Source organism: Gardnerella bretellae, from assembly GCF_048545135.1.
Taxonomy (GTDB): domain Bacteria; phylum Actinomycetota; class Actinomycetes; order Actinomycetales; family Bifidobacteriaceae; genus Bifidobacterium; species Bifidobacterium greenwoodii.
Genome location: NZ_JBKQXU010000002.1, coordinates 131,743 through 149,872 on the forward strand (window position 1 = coordinate 131,743; position 18,130 = coordinate 149,872).

Below are 18,130 nucleotides of genomic sequence, written 5' to 3' on the forward strand. Positions count from 1 at the left end.
AATCGGGGAAATAATGAATCAAACTAATGCTAATCAGAAAGAAGTGCATATTGTGCTTGCAGGAGGGGGAACTGCAGGACATGTTAATCCACTACTTTCTGTTGCGGACGCATTAAAACGTATGGAACCAAACGCTTATATTAGCGTAATTGGTACAGCTGTTGGATTGGAAAAAGATCTTGTTCCAGAAGCAGGATACGAACTTGACACTATAGAAAAAGTTCCTTTCCCTAGAAAACCAAATCTTGACGCACTAAAATTCCCTTTGCGTTGGATTAAAGAAACACGCAAAGTTCAAAATATTTTATTAAAACGAAAGGCAGATATTGTAGTTGGATTCGGCGGCTACGCTTCTGCTCCAGTCTATTTTAAAGCTCATTCTAAGCATATTCCTATTGTGATTCACGAGCAGAATGCTAAAGCCGGAATGGCAAATAAATTAGGTGCTAAATGGGCTGAAGAAATAGGAACTGTGTACAATACCACTGGTTTGCACGCAAAAAACGGTGCTGAAGCAAAAAGAGTAGGATTGCCGCTTCGCCCTGCTATTTCTACATTGTGCAAAAAACTAGAAGAAGATAGAGGATCGGCTGCAGTTGAAGGCGCTTGCAAGCTTGGATTAGATCCAAAGCGACCAATTATTTTGGTAACTGGAGGCTCTTTAGGAGCAAAAAGCATCAATCTGGCTGTGGCTCAAGCTTCTAAAGAAATTTTGCAGCATGCGCAAGTCATACATTTAACTGGTCGCGCAAAAGCGGAAGAAGTGCGAAGCATAGTTGCAAAGCAAGTAGGTGAATCGCAAATAAACGATATTAATCCAAATCATGCTGGATTAGGTGATTATCATATTGCGGAATATTTAGAGCGTATTGACTGGGCTTTTGCTTGTGCAGACTTGGTTATTTGCAGGGCTGGAGCTGGAACTGTTGCCGAAATTTCCGCTTTAGGATTGCCTGCAGTTTATGTGCCGCTTCCTATTGGTAACGGTGAGCAGCGTTTTAATGCTGAGCCTGTTGTAAAAGCTGGCGGTGCGGTTATGGTAAACGATTGCGATTTTAGTGCTCAATGGTTAAATCTTGAAGGAATAGCTTTATTAGAAGATAGTAAGCGTTTGCAAAATATGCGAAAAGAATCATGGAATTATGGTATTCGTAACGCGGCAGACGTTATGGCAAAGCGTATTCTTGAAATCGCAAAAGGAAGCAGAAAATAATGTCGAATGTTAATAATAATGCGGATTTGCTATGCTCTAAAATCACTCTAAATCCAATAAAAGCTGCATTTGAAGATTCTAAAAACGCATCCACTCTTGGAAGAGTGCATTTTATTGGCATTGGTGGAGCAGGAATGAGTGTTCTTGCAGAAATGCTTCACGAAGAAGGCGTGAGTGTTAGCGGATGCGACCGCGAAGAAAACGATCACACAAAGCGTTTGGAAGAATTAGGTATTGCGGTAGAAATTGGGCAAAACGCTTCTCATATTAGCAGCGCAGATGTGCTCGTGTATTCAAGCGCAATTAAGCCGAATAATCCAGAAATTGTGGCAGCTTACGCCCATGGTGTAAAACTCGTGCATAGAAGCGATATTCTTGCGCTACTTCTTGCCTCAAAAACTGGGGTTACTGTTGCAGGAGCCCACGGTAAAACAACTACAAGCTCGCTTCTTTCTCACATACTAAGCGTTGCTGGAACTGGAAAACTTTCAGACCCAAGCTACGCGATTGGAGGATCAATACAGGCTGCAGATGGCACTGTTATTGATGGCGGTCACGCGGGTAAGGGAAGCGTTATGGTTGCTGAAGCTGACGAATCAGACGGAAGCTTTGAAAAATATCGCCCGAGTATTGCAATCGTAACAAATGCTGAAGCGGATCACTTAGATCATTACGGTTCTAGCGAACGCTACCGTGAAGCTTTTGTTGAGCACGTAAGTCACGCTATTAATCACGTAATAATTTGCGCTGATGACGAAGGTGCTAGAAAAGTTCTTGAAAAAATGTCGGATGAAACTTTGCGCGCAACAATTGCTTACGGTGCTTACGATTCGTGGGCTTCAACTAGCGCTCGCGTGCAAAATTTGGCGCAGTTTGCTGGTATTAAGCATGAAAGCGAGCAGGCTGTAAGTGGGCGAGAAGTATTTACGCTTGTTTTGACTGGAAATATTGCTGGAAATATTGCCGGAAATGCTGGAAAAATAAAAGATTCAGTAAGCCTAGAAGTTAGTTTGTTAATTCCAGGATTGCACAATGCGCGTAACGCTTCGGCTGCTATTATTGCTGCAGTATTGCTTGGAATGAAGCCGGAAGATGCGGCTCGTGGTGCTCAAAGTTTTAGGGGAGCTTCTAGGAGATTTGATATTCGAGGATGCGTTAACGGTGTTACTGTTGTTGACGATTATGCGCATCATCCAACGGAAATTGAAGCTTTACTTCGTGCTGCTAGAAGACGCTATACTTCAGCGAAATTGCGTGTGCTGTTCCAGCCGCATTTGTTCTCTAGGACTCGTGCTTTTGCCAGTGAGTTTGCTAATGCTTTGGCTTTGGCCGACGATGTGATTGTTACTGGCATTTTTCCAGCTCGCGAAAAGCAGGAAGATTTTCCTAATATTCATGCAGAAACTATTGTTGAGGCTGCAAAATCACAGAATCTTAATGTACAAATTGAGGCTGTGGAAAATATGCGTGAGGCTGCGTTGAAGCTGGCTGCGCGCGCAAAATTCGGAGATGTTCTTCTTACTGTTGGTGCTGGAAGTATTACTGATATGACGTCTGTTATGCTAGAAGCATTGTAAAAATAATTTGCGAAGTAGTAAGAAATATCTGCTAGTCTTTAGGAAACTTAAACTTCACGAAGAAAGGAGCGGTATGGGTCGCGTGATTGTTAGTAAATCAAATGATTCTTCTGAAAATAAGCCGCATCCTCGCACTGTTAAAAGCCTTAATTTAGCAGATACGAATCCTAATCGCGAAGAAAAGCATCAGGGCAAATTTGTTGATGCTAGACGCTTGCCAGGTCTTGACTTCATAAAGAAAACGTTAAGTCAAACTTCTGGATCTTTTGGAATGATGACTCGTCCTAGAATTGTCAATTTCAAAGAGCGTTTAAAAGAACGTAAGTCCGCTTATTTGAAGTTTACGTTTAAACGTGTTTTAACTGTGATGGCTGTTATTGCAGTTCTTGCTTCGCTTTTATGGCTTCTATTTTTCTCACCGGTATTTCGTCTTCAACTAGACGATATTACTATTTCTGGTTCTAACGAATGGGTGAGTGAGCAGAAAATCGAATCGATAGCATCTACTCAAGTAGACAAATCGCTATTTTTGGTGTCTTCGCAAGAGGTAATTGGTCAGCTTAAAGATATTCCTGGCGTAACCGAAGCTAAAGTCACTAAAAATTTCCCACATAGTTTACAAATTACAGTGCGAGCTCAGCGTCCTGCAGCAATGCTTAAAACTCGCGAAAGCAGTAAGCTCACAGCTGTGGATGCAAAGGGTAGAGTTTTGAATGCCGTAGCGCAGGCATCTATTAAAGGTATTCCAGTAATCGAAGTAGGGGATATTCAACGAAGTCTAAACAATAGAGCCGTTCTTGAAGCTGTAAAAATCGTAAGCTCGCTGCCGGAATCAATGCGTGCCAGAGTTACAAAAGTTAGTGCAAAAACGCAGGATTCTGTTGAAACGGAACTTGGTGACGTAAAGCGAACTATTGTTTGGGGAAATTCTTCACAAATTGAATTAAAAAAGGCTATTGTTGCTAAAATTATTGACGATCCAAGCAAAATAGGAGATAAACATAGGCTTGATGTTTCGGCTCCTGTACGACCAATTCTTAAGTAGATTTTGCTTTGATTTTGCTTTGATTCTGCTTTTGAGATTTAGCTAGTAGCATTGTCAAGCTTTTGTGTATAATAGTAATTCGTGTGTGCCAACTGCATGCCTTATGTGATAGGCGTGTAGGTTGGGATATCCCAAGTGCCAAAGATAGCGCGCAGTAATGCGTGACTGGAGGCGCAAGGGCCATCGGGCCGGTGGACTGTGGCTTTTACTCTTTTAACCGATTCAGGTTTAAGGTGTGCTGCAGTGTGGCGGTTTTCACCAAACAGAACATATCAATGAATCGGAGAACTTAAGTTGCCTACGATTGAACAACTCGTCCGTAAGGGACGTCAGGCCAAGCCTAAGAAGTCAAAGACTTTGGCCTTGAAAGGTAGCCCGTTGCGTCGTGGCGTGTGCACCCGTGTGTACACCACCACTCCTAAGAAGCCAAATTCCGCGCTTCGTAAGGTTGCTCGTGTGCGCCTCAGCTCGGGTATTGAAGTAACCGCCTATATTCCAGGCGAAGGTCATAACTTGCAGGAGCACTCCATTGTGCTTGTGCGCGGTGGCCGTGTGAAGGATCTCCCAGGTGTGCGTTACCACATCGTGCGTGGCGCGCTCGATACCCAGGGTGTCAAGGACCGCAAGCAGGGTCGTTCCCTGTATGGAGCAAAGAAGGCGAAGTAAAACATGTCACGTAAAGGACCTGCAAAAAAGCATCAGTTGCTTCCTGATCCAATCTACGGCTCGACCGTCGTGGCTCAGTTGATTAACAAAATCCTTCTCGATGGTAAGAAGTCCATCGCAGAAAACATCGTCTACACCGCTCTTGAGCAGGTGAAGGCAAAGACCGAGCAGGAGCCAGTTTCTGTTTTGAAGCGCGCTCTCGATAACATTCGTCCAAGCCTCGAGGTTCGTTCCCGCCGCGTCGGTGGCGCAACCTACCAGGTTCCAGTCGAAGTTAAGCCTGCTCGTGCAAACACATTGTCCCTTCGCTGGCTTACTGACTTCTCCCGCGTTCGTCGTGAGAAGACAATGGCTGAGCGTTTGGCCAACGAAATTCTCGATGCCTCCAATGGCTTGGGTGCTTCCGTGAAGCGCCGCGAGGATACCCACAAGATGGCAGAAGCAAACAAGGCTTTTGCTCACTATCGCTGGTAATCCACAAGATAATCGGTATCTTAAAGAGCTAAGGATAAGAATATGGCACAAGATGTGCTTAACGACCTGAATATGGTTCGTAACATCGGCATCATGGCGCACATCGATGCTGGTAAGACTACTACAACCGAACGTATTCTTTACTACACTGGTAAGAATTACAAGATCGGTGAAACTCATGATGGTGCTTCTACCATGGACTTCATGGCTCAGGAGCAGGAACGCGGTATTACTATTCAGTCTGCTGCAACCACCTGCTTCTGGAAGCGTCAGACTCACGACGTTGATGACCGCTATCAGATCAACATCATCGATACCCCAGGCCACGTGGACTTCACCGCTGAGGTGGAACGTTCCCTTCGTGTTCTCGACGGTGCTGTTGCAGTCTTCGATGGTAAGGAAGGCGTGGAGCCTCAGTCTGAAACCGTGTGGCGTCAGGCAGATAAGTACAGCGTTCCACGTATTTGCTTCATCAACAAGATGGATAAGCTTGGCGCAGACTTCTACTACTCCGTCAAAACCATCAAGGAGAAGCTCGGCGCAACTCCACTCGTTATTCAGCTTCCAATCGGTGCTGAAAACGACTTCACTGGCGTTGTTGACTTGATTCGTATGAAGGCTTACGTCTGGAATGACGTTAAGGACGATATGGGTGCTCACTACGACACCGTTGACATTCCTGCAGATTTGCAGGATCGTGCAGAAGAGTATCGTGCTGAACTCATGGATCAGGTTGCTGAAGCTGACGACGAATTGGTTGAGAAGTATCTCGAAACTGGCGAACTTACTGAAGAAGAAATGCGCGCTGGTATTCGTAAGCTTACAATCGAACGCAAGGCCTTCCCTGTAACCTGCGGTTCTGCATTCAAGGATAAGGGTGTTCAGCCAATGCTGGATGCTGTTGTTGACTTCCTTCCAAGCCCAGAGGATGTTCCATCCATTAAGGGCTTCAAGCCAGGCGACGAATCCGTTGAAATTGACCGCAAGCCAGTGAACACCGATCCATTCGCAGCTTTGGTCTTCAAGATTTCCACCCATCCGTTCTACGGCAAGCTCGTGTTCGTGCGCGTTTACTCTGGCGAAGTTAAGCCAGGCGATTCCGTGTACGATTCAACGAAGTCCAAGAAGGAACGCGTTGGTAAGATCTTCCAGATGCACGCTGATAAGGAAAATCCTGTAGATTCCGCAGAAGCTGGTAACATCTACACCTTCGTTGGTTTGAAGAACGTCAGCACTGGTGATACCTTGTGCGACGAAAAGAACCCAATCTCCTTGGAATCCATGACCTTCCCAGATCCTGTTATCGAGGTGGCTGTGGAGCCAAAGACGAAGGCTGATCAGGAAAAGATGAGCTTGGCTTTGGCTAAGCTTTCTGACGAGGATCCTACCTTCCAGGTTAAGACCGATGAGGAATCCGGCCAGACTTTGATTTCCGGTATGGGCGAGCTTCAGCTTGACATTATCGTTGATCGTATGCGCCGCGAGTTCAAGGTCGAAGCGAATGTTGGTAAGCCACAGGTTGCTTACCGTGAAACCATTCGTAAGGCTGTTATGAACCAGGAATACACTCACAAGAAGCAGACCGGTGGTTCTGGTCAGTTCGCTAAGGTTTTGATGAACTTCGAGCCTCTCGACACAGAATCTGGCGAAACTTACCAGTTCGTCAACGAAGTTACCGGCGGCCACATTACCAAGGAATTCATTCCTTCCATCGACGCAGGTGTGCAGGAAGCTATGGAGTCCGGTGTGTTGGCTGGCTTCCCAGTTGTGGGCGTAAAGGCAACCGTCACCGACGGTCAGACTCACGATGTCGATTCTTCGGAAATGGCCTTCAAGATTGCAGGTTCCATGTGCTTCAAGGAAGCTGCACCAAAGGCTAATCCGGTAATTCTCGAACCAATTATGGCAGTCGAAGTCCGTACTCCAGAAGAGTACATGGGCGATGTCATGGGCGATTTGAACTCTCGCCGCGGTAACATCCAGTCTATGACTGATGCAACCGGCGTTAAGGTTATTGACGCAAAGGTGCCGCTGAGCGAAATGTTCGGCTACATCGGCGATCTTCGTTCCAAGACTCAGGGCCGCGCAATGTTCACCATGCAGATGGACTCTTACGCAGAGGTCCCGAAGGCTGTTTCGGACGAGATTATTAAGGCTCAGCGCGGCGAATAAAGCGCACGCTACTTCGGTGTTTTCTGTCCCCGGTCAACGCTAGAATTTCTACGTTGACTGGGTTCTGGCACCGAAGTGGCACCTAACCCAGAAACCCAGTAAATATGTAGCGAAAGACTTTACACATTCGTGTAAAGCAAACTACGAGACGTCCAGGAGGACAAACACATGGCAAAGGAAAAGTACGAGCGTACTAAGCCGCATGTCAACATTGGTACCATTGGTCACGTTGATCACGGCAAGACTACTCTGACCGCGGCTATCTCCAAGGTGCTGCACAGCGAATATCCTGATTTGAACCCTCAGTATGACTTCGATCAGATTGATGCCGCTCCAGAAGAGAAGGAACGCGGTATTACCATCAACATCGCACACATCGAGTATCAGACCGCTGAGCGTCACTACGCTCACGTGGACGCTCCAGGCCACGCTGATTACGTTAAGAACATGATCACCGGTGCTGCTCAGATGGATGGCGCAATCCTCGTGGTTGCTGCTACCGATGGTCCTATGGCTCAGACCCGTGAGCACGTTTTGCTCGCAAAGCAGGTCGGTGTCCCGAAGATCCTCGTTGCTTTGAACAAGTGCGATATGGTTGATGACCCAGAGCTTATTGACCTCGTTGAAGAAGAGGTCCGTGACCTCCTCGAAGAAAACGGCTTCGATCGCGACTGCCCAGTCATCCGCACCTCTGCTTACGGTGCTTTGCACGATGACGCTCCAGATCACGACAAGTGGGTAGAGACCGTCAAGGAACTTATGAAGGCTGTTGACGAGTACATCCCAACCCCAACTCACGATCTTGACAAGCCATTCTTGATGCCAATCGAAGATGTGTTCACCATCTCCGGTCGTGGTACCGTGGTTACCGGTCGTGTTGAGCGTGGTAAGCTCCCAATCAACACCCCAGTGGAGATTGTTGGCTTGCGTCCAACCCAGACCACCACCGTTACCTCCATCGAGACCTTCCACAAGCAGATGGATGAGGCAGAAGCTGGCGATAACACTGGTCTTCTTCTCCGTGGTATCAACCGTACCGACGTTGAGCGTGGCCAGGTTGTGGCTGCTCCAGGTTCTGTGACCCCACACACCAAGTTCGAAGGCGAAGTTTACGTCTTGACCAAGGACGAAGGTGGCCGTCACTCGCCGTTCTTCTCCAACTACCGTCCACAGTTCTACTTCCGCACCACCGACGTTACCGGCGTTATCACCTTGCCAGACGGCGTTGAGATGGTTCAGCCAGGCGATCACGCAACATTCACTGTTGAGTTGATCCAGGCCATCGCAATGGAAGAGGGCTTGACCTTCGCAGTTCGTGAAGGTGGCCGTACCGTTGGTTCCGGTCGTGTGACCAAGATTCTTGCCTAGTATTTTCTAACTGAAAATATTAGCTAAGGCTTAACAAAGACCCCGCGAGGAAACTCGTGGGGTCTTTTTTGTTGTATTCGTGTGCGCTCCAAATGCGGGATTTGATGCTCGCTTTTGGAGGGTTTGCTCTGGCGTATCGCTCCAAATGCGGGTAATTCATCTCGCTTTTGGAGGCTTGGAGGCAGTTTTGCGCTCCAAATGTGGGGCAGTGTTCTCGTGTTGGCGCGACGACCTGTTTTCTGCGCGAGTGTCTCATTTTGCCCATTTTTGGGCACTGGTGCAGATGGGCTACTGCGTTAGGGCCTCTGATTGTAGATTATTGGACATTAGTGCAGATTGCGTACTGCGTTAGGGTCTCTGGTTGCCTGTTTGGGAAACATTCGACGTGTAGTTCTCTGGCATTTGTTGTCGTTTTTGCCTTGGCTGACCACATTTGCCGTGTATTTTTCCGGCGTTTGGAGGGGTTTGGTCTGGTGTGGCGCTCCAAATGCGCGCGACTGGTCTCATGTTTGGAGAGTAGAACACATAAATAAAAACCCTGCCGAACGAATCAGCAGGGTTTTTATGTTTAGAAAATCAGAACTACTAATCTCTGTTATTCCCAAGCAGCTGCAGCAAATAAATGAACATGTTAATGAAGTCCAAATAAAGCTGGAAAGCGCAGAAAATCGACAGCTTCTTTACCATTTCTGGCTGATTTGCGTACTGCTCAAGAAGCGAGCGAGTTGCTTGCGCATCGTAAGCGGTTAGACCAGCAAAAATCAGGATTCCAATAGCCGCAACAATTCGCAATACGCCCGCACCAGGAGCGACGAACATCAAAATAACTTGCGTAATAACTAACGCAATAAGCGCAACCATAAGAATTGGCCCAGCTTTAAGTAGATTCATCTTCGTAGTAAGCGCAAGCATAGTCAAGCAAAGGAAGAATCCTGCAGTTAACGCAAATACGAGCGCAATCGAACCTAAGCTAAACACCATAAAAATAGTGCTGAGCGTAAAACCGGTTAGAGCAGAATAAACGTAAAACAGAACGCGTGCTGTAGTAGTGCTCATTTTCATAATGCGAGTGCCCATAAAAACGGATATGATAATTTGCGCGCCGATTAGCAAAATCCAACCCCAGCCGCGAGTTGCAAGCATAAATTGCAAGAATAAATTACTGGTTTGCGTAAACATTGCAACTAGTGCAGTCACAGCAAGACCAATTGTCATTTCACCGTAAGTGCGACCTACAGAAATTCTTTTTGCTTTTTCAAAAGCGTAAGTAGCATTAGTGTCGATTACTTCAGGAGCGCTCGCTCCGTAATAATCTTGCGTAAAGTTTGTCATAATTTCTCCTTAACAGCTATGAAATAAAACGCTGTCAAGACAACGTTCTCATAATATTTTAGCTGATGCATCTTAAAAAATGCTAAAAATTGTAACGTAATTTAGTACGTTTGCACAAAGCAAGTATGTGCGTGCGCCTTAACGCAACTATTCTTACGCCCTGCTATTTGGTGCTTCTTCAGCGCGAGGAGCGCCGTTAATATCGCGGTGAATGCCCTGCATCTGTGCCTCAATATTTTGCAAACTGCGTGCGCAATCAAGCAAAGTCTGCGAGTGCTCGGCCAACTTTGCGTCCGGCAAACCGGACTTATATCGCAAAGCATGTTCCAAACTAGCCCAATAATCCATTGCAATTGTGCGGAACTGCACTTCAACCGGCGTATAATGCGCGCCCGACGACAAGAACACAGGCACGGCGTAAATCACGTGCAAACTGCGGTATCCGTTCTGCTTAGGATTTTTAATATAATCCTTGACTCGCAGCACCTGAATATCTGTTTGTTTAGAAAGGTACTGAGCTACGGAGTACACGTCGTCGCAATAATTGCAGATGACGCGAATGCCAGCAACGTCGAAAAGATTGTCGCGTATAGAGCGCGTAGAAATTTCCAGATTGCGGCGCTGCAGCTTTTCAAAAATAGAGTGGACCGATTTAAGTCTGCGCTCCATGTGGTGAATTGGGTCGTGAGAGAAGCGCACCTGGAATTCGCTGTCGAGAATCTCAAGCTTTGTGCTTATTTCGTACATTGCGCCTTCGTAAACTTGCATCATGTTTACGAATTCGTCGATTTGATCTTCCGGCAGCATTGGGGAGTTGGATTTGCCGCAGTTTGGGCAATTATGCGAAGCGTGCTCGTGTTCGTGTTGCTCGTGCGTATTTGTATTGTTATCTATATAGGTATTGTTTTCGACGCCCTGCTCACTAATTGCTTCGTTGCTGTGAAGGCGGGCGTACAATTCTGCTGCGTTTACGCGATTATGACGATCAAGTATCACGTCTTTCTATAATACTCGAGAAACTGCTAAACTGTAGGTTAATCTATAATATTTAAGATAAATCTGATTTGTATGCGCGTAAGTTGAGGAGCGTAACGTGTTGAAGGAGCGTGACGTGGCGGAAAATAAGCAAAATCACGTGCCGAAAGTGATCTCAATCGTAGGCCCTACAGCTTCCGGCAAAACAGGTCTTGGTATTGCGCTGGCAAAAAAATTAGCTGAACGCGGAGTGCGCGCGGAAATCATCAATGCAGATGCGTATCAAATGTACCGGCATATGGATATTGGTACAGCGAAGGCGAGCGCTCAGGAGCAGGCGGAAGTGCCGCATCATTTGCTGGATATTATCGATCCAGAGGAGACTATGACCGTCGCGCGTTTTCAAGATCTTGCGAGAAAGTGCATTCGTGAGCTGCAGTCGCGCGGTGTTAGGCCGATTTTAGTTGGCGGTTCTGGATTGTATGCGCGCGCTGCCGTGGATGATATTACTTTTCCTGGTACGGATGCGACTATTCGTGCGGCCTTGGAGGAGCGCGAGCGCAAAGAGGGTGCAGGAGCGCTTTTTGCGGAGTTGCAGCGGAAGGACCCGGTTGCCGCAGCTCATATGGATGCGCGCAATCCTCGCCGAACAATACGCGCGCTTGAAGTGATTGAGCTTACAGGAAAGCCTTATTCTGCAACACTTCCGCGCTATAAGTATGTGATTGATTGCTTGCAAATTGGTTTAGATTTAAAGCGTGACGATTTAGATAAGCGTGTGAATTTGCGTACGCAGTTGATGCGCGAGCAGGGTTTTGTGGACGAAGTGCGTGCAATTCGAGGGCGATTGGGGGTTACGGCGGCTCGTGCGCTCGGCTACCAGCAGATTATGGATTATTTGGATGGCGTATGGAGCGAGGATGCGGCTTTTGAGGATATTGCGCAGAAAACTCGTAGGCTAGCGCGCAAACAAATGGGTTGGTTTGGTAGGGATTCGCGCATCCACTGGTTGGACGCGTTGCGACCGGATCTTGCTGATGCTGCCATGACGTTGGTTGATGCTGCAGATGCGGGGGAGTTTGACAACGAAGACTCTGGTGCTACTCAGCATCATCTTGGATTTGTGCAGTAAATCACGTGTCTTAAAACGAAAGGCGACCTAAACAGCGCAGTCGTGAGTAGTTTATGTCGCTTTTACGGCAGATTCCGACCAAAACGACTCAGTCGTGAGTAGTTTTGGTCGCCTGAGAGCTATTTAGTATTGATGATGTGTGTGATCGTGCATAACATCGTGATGCTCTGTTGCGTGAGGAATATGCAGAACGCGCATTCGATTGATTGCCCTGCGCGCAAGGTTATGCGCTGATCCTGTTCCTTCACCTTTAACGCCAAAAATGACCAGTAGTGCCATAACAGCTGTAATAATCGCGCTAATACGTAGCGTCCATTGCACGCCAAAAATGCTGGCAGCAACATCTGCTGCGTGACCGGTGCCAGTAACAGTATGATGCCACGTTGTTAGAACCGTCATAGTAACTACTAGCACAGGAGCGCCAATCGCACCCCAAAGCTGACGCATAGTATTAGTTACTGCAGAACCATCGCCAAGCTCTTCTGGACGCAAGCAATTAAGCGACCAGGTTGTTATTGGCATAAGCAAGAACCCCATACCAATTTGGCGCGTGAATTGCCAAATAGAAATCCACCAAATCCACGTATTCATGTCAATAAGACTCATCATTACAGTGCCAAAAAGCAGAATAATAGAGCCTGCCATTGCAACTGGTCTAACGCCAAAACGATCCAGCATGTGTCCGCCAAAATATTGCGAAATCGCCATTCCAAAAGCACCTGGAAGTAGAATTAGGCCGCTCATCGTGGCAGAAAAACCGCGGTCAGACTGAATATAAAGCGGAATAAGCACCATAATCGAGCTAAAAGCGAAGAAAGTTAAGCATGCGCAAATTGTGCCAATCATAAAGTAACGATTCTTAAGCACGCCAATACCTAGAAGAGGTATACGCCCACTCTTCTGTGCTATCAACTGTCTTATAACAAACCAAGCAATTCCAAAAGCGCCAACAACCATAGGAACCCAAGAAAGCGGATTCGCAATTCCACATCCTTCAATATTAGTGAAGCCGAACATAAGTCCGCCAAAACCAATAATTGAAAGGCCAACCGAGAAGAAGTCGGCGTGAGCGTTAGGATCGTGTTCTCCAAAATTATGCAAGAAAAGAACCGATAAAATCACGGAAATTATGCCGATAATCGTAAGAGAGAAGAAGATTGATCGCCATCCGTTAATATCAGTTTGCAAACCACCAATAGTAGGGCCGATTGCTGGAGCAATGCTCATTGCCATACCGACACTACCCATGGCCATGCCGCGTCTAGTAACAGGGAATACGGAGAAGACGGTTATTTGCAAAACAGGCCACATTACGCCAGTGCCAATCGCTTCTAGAGCGCGGCCAATAAGTGCCATCATAAAATCGTTACTTAGCCACGCAAGAACTGAGCCGATTGTAAAAAGAAGCATGGAAGTAATAACAATTTGACGCGTTGAAAAGCGGCGAGTTAAGAACGCTGTAAGCGGCACCATAATTGCCATAATCAGCTGGAAAATAGAGGTTAGCCACTGGCCTGTTGTAACACTTATGCCAAATTCTTGCACGATTGTTGGAAGAGCTGCCGTAAGTTGCAGTTGCGCAAAATTGCCTATGAAGGTAATAAATGTAAGAATTGCAAGGGAAATTAGTGCAGGTTTAGTAAGACGATTATTGCGGTATGCTTCTTCTCCTGCCAAAGCATGGCTGAGATTACGGCTTTCAAAAGATAGCCAATTTGCTATTGCCACAATAAAATCCTTTTCTTTTCTAAAAGCTAAAAGCGTGTAAAACCAATGTGTAAAATCAGCGCGCTAAACAAGCGTGCGCAGTCAGCGTGCGTAGTCAGCGTAATGAACCGACTTGCGGCACCGACTTGCGGCACCTACTTGCGAAACTTACGCGTTTTGGCACAAATTATATTTAAAAATTAAAATTGCCTAAATCAGTAGCTGCGGTAGGAAAGCCAGTGCTGATAAGCTCCCTGAATAGAACCGTAGCGGCCGTTGCAGTAATTCCAGAACCAGCGGAGCTGAGTCTGATAATTCGTGGCCCAGTCAGCGCCCGCAGAAGCCATCTTTCCACCCGGCAAAGCTTGAGGCAAGCCGTAAGCGCCAGAAGGATTCATAGCATTTACTCTCCAGCCTGATTCATGAGAAATAATGAACACTGTAGCTGTAAAGTCTGCTTCGCTATAACCGTTGGAAATAAGCCAGTCGTGAGCCCATTGCTGCATTTCGCCAGCTGGAACTGTAGTTCCAATAGAAGCAGCTAATCCAAGATTTGCCGAAGCGCCGCCAGTTCCAACAAGAATAACCTTGTCTTTTGGAGCTTTCTTTACGTAGGAGGAGAAAATGTTGGAAGAAACAACTTTACCTTTTGTGCGCGTAACTATTTTTGCTGTTTCCATAACGCCGTCAGCGCCCTGGCTTTGCACTTTTTCAGTACCTTTTGGAAGAGCTGCTGTTTCTTTTTTCACAACGTTAAAAGCAATCGGATCGTCGGAAGTTTCGAGCTTTGCTCCGGCGCGATTGATTGTAATAACGGTTGATTCGTCAACTTTTGTGTTAAGTGAAGGCGTTACAACATCGTGCGGTTCAAGAGTAATATCGCCAGCGTCTAAAACTGATTTTACGTCGGTAAAATTAGTGCCTAAAATCGTGCGATGATTTCCATTTATAACAACGTTTATATATGAAGTTGCGCCTTTAGTGAAAACATCTCGAGCAGCGCCACGAGAAACTTGCGTGGAATCAGTTGCAGAATACGAAGTAACAGGTGCTGCATGCTCTTTGGATGAAGTGTAAAAGCCGCGGGAAGTAAAGCCGAGTGCCACCAAAGCTACGGAGCTCACAATAATCGCACCAAACTTAGCCCACTGACGTAAACTGAGCGAACTAAGCGTAACAGTATGATTTCGGTGACTGGTGGCCATAAATCTCCCTTTGTTGAGTAAACGCAATCAAAGCAAATAACACAATCAAGTGCCTGAATGCGAATAACCAAGTTGGCAAATAACCAAAGTTATTAATATTCTAGTAGCACGTAAAGAGAAGGGCGTTATTTCAACGTTTATGAATTTTAGTCTTCGGAATCGTCGTCCGTCACAAGTTCTTTTGCTTTTGAAACTACCAACTCTAAATCGTTAGCAGTTATAGCACCTTGGTGATTCCAAACCAATCCGCCATTTTTTATGACCTGAATAGTTGGAATAGAATGAATTTCTGCTTCTTCGGCTATTTGCTGATTTTCGTCAATGTCGATTTTAACAAAAGCGATATCTGGATGATTATTGCTTACGGATTCAAAAATTGGACCAAAGGAACGGCACGGACCGCACCATGTTGCCCAAAAGTCAACGAAAACAATTTCGTTAGACTCAACAATAGACATGAAATCTTCCTGGCTTGCGTGAATAACTGCCATTTTTTCTCCTATCTTTAGTCCGTTTGTATAAGTATACCCCATATATTTATCTGCATATTTGTTTGCATATTTATGTGTATATTTATGTGCATACTTATCTATATATTTATCTGTCGCCTTGCGGCACTAGGCTAGGTTGCATGCTTGATATTCAATTTATTCGTGAACATGCCGACGTAGTTAAGGAATCGCAGCGCAAGCGTGGCGAGTCTGTTGAACTAGTCGATGAAGTGTTGCGCAATGACGATTTGCGCCGTGATGCTCTTAAGGCTTTTGAAGCTGCTCGCGCTGAGCAGAAGGCGATTGGTAAGAAGGTTGCGTCTGCTCCTGCGGAAGAAAAAGCCGCGCTTATTGCCGAAACTAAGGAATTGGCTCAAAAGGTTGCTGAATACAAGGCAGAATCCGAAAAAGCTACTGCCGACTACACAACCGCAATGTGGAAGCTTTCCAACATCGTTGAAGATGAGGCTCCAGAAGGCGGCGAAGACGACTACGTGGTCGTTAATAAGGTTGGAACGCCTCGCGATTTTGCAGCTGAAGGCTTTGAGCCAAAGGATCATTTAACTCTTGGTACAGGCGTTGCTGGCATTGATATGCGTCGTGGCGTAAAGGTTGCAGGTTCTCGCTTCTACTTCTTGCGAGGTGCTGTGGCTCGTTTGCAAATCGCAATGCTTACTATGGCTGTAGATCAAGCAGAGGAGCGCGGCTTTACGCTTGCAATTACGCCAACTTTGGTGCGCCCAGAAGTTATGCGCGGAACTGGCTTCTTGAATTCTCACGCGGATGAGATTTACCGCCTTCGCGAGCCAGATGATCAGTATTTGGTTGGTACTTCCGAAGTTGCTTTGGCTGGTATGCACGAGGATGAGATTCTTGACTTGAGCAATGGTGCTTTGCGTTATTGCGGATGGTCGAGCTGCTACCGTCGTGAGGCTGGCGCTGCTGGAAAGGATACTTCCGGAATTATTCGCGTGCATCAGTTCGACAAGGTTGAAATGTTCGTTTACTGCAAGCAAGAAGATTCTCGCGCCGAGCATCAAAAGTTGCTTGGTATGGAGCAGGAAATGCTTGCTAAGGTGGAAGTGCCTTACCGCATTATTGATACTGCTGCAGGCGATCTTGGTTCTTCTGCGGCTCGCAAGTTTGATTGCGAAGCTTGGGTTCCAACGCAGGGTCGCTACCGTGAGCTTACTTCTACTTCTAACTGCACCGAGTATCAGGCTCGTCGCTTGAATGTGCGCGAACGCATGGAAGATGGCGGAACTCGTCCAGTAAGCACTTTGAACGGCACTTTGGCTACTACGCGCTGGCTTGTGGCTATTTTGGAAAATCATCAGCATGAAGATGGTTCGATTGATATTCCAAAGGCAATGCAGGCTTATATGGGCGGTAAGGAAGTTATTGAACCTACGAAGTGGGAAGCGTGAGAGTCGCGTTCCACGCGTAATGATATGCTTAACCCCTGTGCGTTAAGAGCGTATTAGTCGCGTTTGCGCACAGATTGGATGGGTGTCCGAGCGGTCTAAGGAGACGGTCTTGAAAACCGTTGTAGGGAAACCTACCGCGAGTTCGAATCTCGCCTCATCCGCGAACGGGGTTTCTAGCAAATCGCTAGAAACCCTTTTTTCATGCCGCTTTTGTACTGTTCAGAAATCTTATTGCAATAAAGCGTCGGCCTGCTATACTTATTTATGGTCATTTGTTTATTTGTATAAACAAATGTTATGCGATTTTAGTGTCGCACTTAAAAATGTATGTGACTTATAGCATCGCACTTAAAAATGAATCAGCTTACAAAGGAGTAATAATGACTTCAATAATCCTGGATTGCGATCCTGGTCATGATGATGCAATGGCTATTTTGTTAGCACTTGGCAATCCGAATATCGACTTGATTGGCGTAACAACTGTTGGCGGCAACCAAAGCCTCGAAAAAGTCACGTATAATGCGCGCGCAACGCTGGAAATGGCACATGCTACGAATATTCCTGTACACGCAGGCTGCGATCGTCCTATGATTCGTCCGCTGGAAGTTGCGGCTGCAGTCCACGGAGAAACTGGCTTGGATGGCGTAACTCTTCCGAAACCGACGCGCCCATTGGACGAAGGTCACGCTGTAAATTGGATTGTTGACACGATTATGAGCCACGAGCCAGGCACAATTACTCTCGTTCCAACCGGCCCGCTTACGAATATTGCTATGGCTGTGCGCATGGAGCCTAGAATTGTTAGCCGCGTTAAGGAAGTCGTGCTTATGGGCGGCGGCTACCACGTTGGAAATTGGAGCGCGGTTGCGGAGTTTAATATTAAGACGGATCCGGAAGCTGCACACGTTGTGTTTAATGAGGCATGGCCTATTACAATGGTTGGCCTTGATTTAACGCATCAGGCTCTTTGCACGCCGGAAGCTCAAGCAAAGATTGACGCAGTCGGCACGCCTCTTGCCGCGTTTGCCAGCGGTTTGATGGACTTCTTCCGCAAGGCATACCAGAATAATCAGGACTTTATTGATCCGCCTGTGCACGATCCTTGCACGATTGCGTATTTGATTGACCACAGTGTTGTTCAAACTCGTCGCTGCCCGCTTGACGTTGAAATTAAGGGTGATTTGACGCTTGGTATGACAGTTGCGGATTTGCGCGGACCTGAGCCTTCTGCTGCCGAGTGCCATACTCAGGTTGCTACGAAGCTTGATTTCAATAAATTCTGGGATTTGATTGTAGACGCGCTTAAGCGTATTGGCTAATTGTACTAGAATTATTGCGGATATTTT

15 protein-coding genes and 1 tRNA gene are annotated in these 18,130 nt (G+C 46.6%); 11 read left to right on the plus strand and 5 right to left on the minus strand.

The window, feature by feature from the left end; translation table 11 throughout:
- Positions 1-13: 13 nt before the first annotated feature.
- From ACJV7B_RS01950 to tuf, 7 genes are all read left to right on the plus strand, one after another.
- Positions 14-1,213 (plus strand): UDP-N-acetylglucosamine--N-acetylmuramyl-(pentapeptide) pyrophosphoryl-undecaprenol N-acetylglucosamine transferase, encoded by a 1,200-nt coding sequence (locus tag ACJV7B_RS01950; protein ID WP_419388843.1) that lies wholly within the window; start codon positions 14-16, stop codon positions 1,211-1,213.
- Positions 1,213-2,790, plus strand: coding sequence for a UDP-N-acetylmuramate--L-alanine ligase (murC, locus tag ACJV7B_RS01955; RefSeq protein ID WP_419388844.1), 1,578 nt, complete (start codon positions 1,213-1,215; stop codon positions 2,788-2,790). The genes ACJV7B_RS01950 and murC overlap by 1 nt, the downstream gene beginning before the upstream one ends.
- Before the next feature lie 73 nt (positions 2,791-2,863).
- Positions 2,864-3,835, plus strand: a complete 972-nt coding sequence (locus tag ACJV7B_RS01960) for a cell division protein FtsQ/DivIB (protein WP_004127582.1) — start codon at positions 2,864-2,866, stop codon at positions 3,833-3,835.
- A 294-nt stretch (positions 3,836-4,129) separates the two neighbouring features.
- Entirely contained in the window at positions 4,130-4,501 is a 372-nt protein-coding gene (gene rpsL, locus ACJV7B_RS01965; RefSeq protein ID WP_003813881.1) for a 30S ribosomal protein S12, read from the plus strand.
- Positions 4,502-4,504: 3 nt separating this feature from the next.
- Entirely contained in the window at positions 4,505-4,975 is a 471-nt protein-coding gene (gene rpsG / locus ACJV7B_RS01970; protein WP_004127577.1) for a 30S ribosomal protein S7, read from the plus strand.
- Positions 4,976-5,017: 42 nt separating this feature from the next.
- The gene (gene fusA / locus ACJV7B_RS01975) at positions 5,018-7,147 is read left to right on the plus strand and encodes an elongation factor G (RefSeq protein WP_004135467.1); all 2,130 of its coding nucleotides are present in this window, start codon (positions 5,018-5,020) and stop codon (positions 7,145-7,147) included.
- A 168-nt stretch (positions 7,148-7,315) separates the two neighbouring features.
- Positions 7,316-8,515, plus strand: a complete 1,200-nt coding sequence (gene tuf / locus ACJV7B_RS01980) for an elongation factor Tu (protein WP_004127573.1) — start codon at positions 7,316-7,318, stop codon at positions 8,513-8,515.
- Positions 8,516-9,100: 585 nt separating this feature from the next.
- Here the strand turns inward: tuf and ACJV7B_RS01985 are convergent.
- Positions 9,101-9,847 carry a Bax inhibitor-1/YccA family protein gene (locus ACJV7B_RS01985; protein WP_410314467.1) on the minus strand — a complete coding sequence of 249 codons (747 nt, stop codon included), beginning with the start codon at positions 9,845-9,847 and terminating at the stop codon, positions 9,101-9,103.
- A 153-nt stretch (positions 9,848-10,000) separates the two neighbouring features.
- On the minus strand, positions 10,001-10,843 hold the full coding sequence (locus ACJV7B_RS01990) for a GTP pyrophosphokinase (protein WP_004136845.1): 843 nt from the start codon (positions 10,841-10,843) through the stop codon (positions 10,001-10,003).
- A gap of 115 nt (positions 10,844-10,958) precedes the next feature.
- On the opposite strand from ACJV7B_RS01990, the gene miaA reads away from it, so the two are divergent.
- On the plus strand, positions 10,959-11,954 hold the full coding sequence (gene miaA, locus ACJV7B_RS01995) for a tRNA (adenosine(37)-N6)-dimethylallyltransferase MiaA (protein ID WP_308583035.1): 996 nt from the start codon (positions 10,959-10,961) through the stop codon (positions 11,952-11,954).
- Positions 11,955-12,077: 123 nt separating this feature from the next.
- Here the strand turns inward: miaA and ACJV7B_RS02000 are convergent, their stop codons facing one another.
- From ACJV7B_RS02000 to trxA, 3 genes are all read right to left on the minus strand, one after another.
- Entirely contained in the window at positions 12,078-13,682 is a 1,605-nt protein-coding gene (locus ACJV7B_RS02000) for an MDR family MFS transporter (protein WP_419388845.1), read from the minus strand.
- A 194-nt stretch (positions 13,683-13,876) separates the two neighbouring features.
- Positions 13,877-14,866, minus strand: coding sequence for an aggregation-promoting factor C-terminal-like domain-containing protein (locus ACJV7B_RS02005; RefSeq protein WP_419388846.1), 990 nt, complete (start codon positions 14,864-14,866; stop codon positions 13,877-13,879).
- Positions 14,867-15,012: 146 nt separating this feature from the next.
- Positions 15,013-15,357 carry a thioredoxin gene (gene trxA / locus ACJV7B_RS02010; RefSeq protein ID WP_102694575.1) on the minus strand — a complete coding sequence of 115 codons (345 nt, stop codon included), beginning with the start codon at positions 15,355-15,357 and terminating at the stop codon, positions 15,013-15,015.
- A 140-nt stretch (positions 15,358-15,497) separates the two neighbouring features.
- Between trxA and serS the strand changes: the two genes are divergently transcribed.
- The 3 genes from serS (at position 15,498) to uriH (ending at position 18,103) form a co-directional block, all read left to right on the plus strand.
- Positions 15,498-16,784 carry a serine--tRNA ligase gene (gene serS, locus ACJV7B_RS02015; protein WP_419388847.1) on the plus strand — a complete coding sequence of 429 codons (1,287 nt, stop codon included), beginning with the start codon at positions 15,498-15,500 and terminating at the stop codon, positions 16,782-16,784.
- Between the two features lie 76 nt (positions 16,785-16,860).
- Positions 16,861-16,945, plus strand: a tRNA-Ser gene (locus ACJV7B_RS02020).
- Positions 16,946-17,164: 219 nt separating this feature from the next.
- Positions 17,165-18,103, plus strand: a complete 939-nt coding sequence (gene uriH, locus ACJV7B_RS02025; RefSeq protein ID WP_102694576.1) for a uridine-preferring nucleoside hydrolase UriH — start codon at positions 17,165-17,167, stop codon at positions 18,101-18,103.
- The last annotated feature ends 27 nt before the right edge of the window (positions 18,104-18,130 follow it).

What these genes read in the sequence shown, in the direction of transcription:
- ACJV7B_RS01950 (WP_419388843.1), top strand. Translation starts at nt 14, where the DNA reads ATGAATCAAACTAATGCTAATCAGAAAGAAGTGCATATTGTGCTTGCA.
- serS (WP_419388847.1), top strand. Translation starts at nt 15,498, where the DNA reads ATGCTTGATATTCAATTTATTCGTGAACATGCCGACGTAGTTAAGGAA.
- trxA (WP_102694575.1), bottom strand. Translation starts at nt 15,357, where the DNA reads ATGGCAGTTATTCACGCAAGCCAGGAAGATTTCATGTCTATTGTTGAG.
- rpsG (WP_004127577.1), top strand. Translation starts at nt 4,505, where the DNA reads ATGTCACGTAAAGGACCTGCAAAAAAGCATCAGTTGCTTCCTGATCCA.
- uriH (WP_102694576.1), top strand. Translation starts at nt 17,165, where the DNA reads ATGACTTCAATAATCCTGGATTGCGATCCTGGTCATGATGATGCAATG.
- fusA (WP_004135467.1), top strand. Translation starts at nt 5,018, where the DNA reads ATGGCACAAGATGTGCTTAACGACCTGAATATGGTTCGTAACATCGGC.
- tuf (WP_004127573.1), top strand. Translation starts at nt 7,316, where the DNA reads ATGGCAAAGGAAAAGTACGAGCGTACTAAGCCGCATGTCAACATTGGT.
- ACJV7B_RS01960 (WP_004127582.1), top strand. Translation starts at nt 2,864, where the DNA reads ATGGGTCGCGTGATTGTTAGTAAATCAAATGATTCTTCTGAAAATAAG.
- ACJV7B_RS01985 (WP_410314467.1), bottom strand. Translation starts at nt 9,847, where the DNA reads ATGACAAACTTTACGCAAGATTATTACGGAGCGAGCGCTCCTGAAGTA.
- ACJV7B_RS02005 (WP_419388846.1), bottom strand. Translation starts at nt 14,866, where the DNA reads ATGGCCACCAGTCACCGAAATCATACTGTTACGCTTAGTTCGCTCAGT.
- murC (WP_419388844.1), top strand. Translation starts at nt 1,213, where the DNA reads ATGTCGAATGTTAATAATAATGCGGATTTGCTATGCTCTAAAATCACT.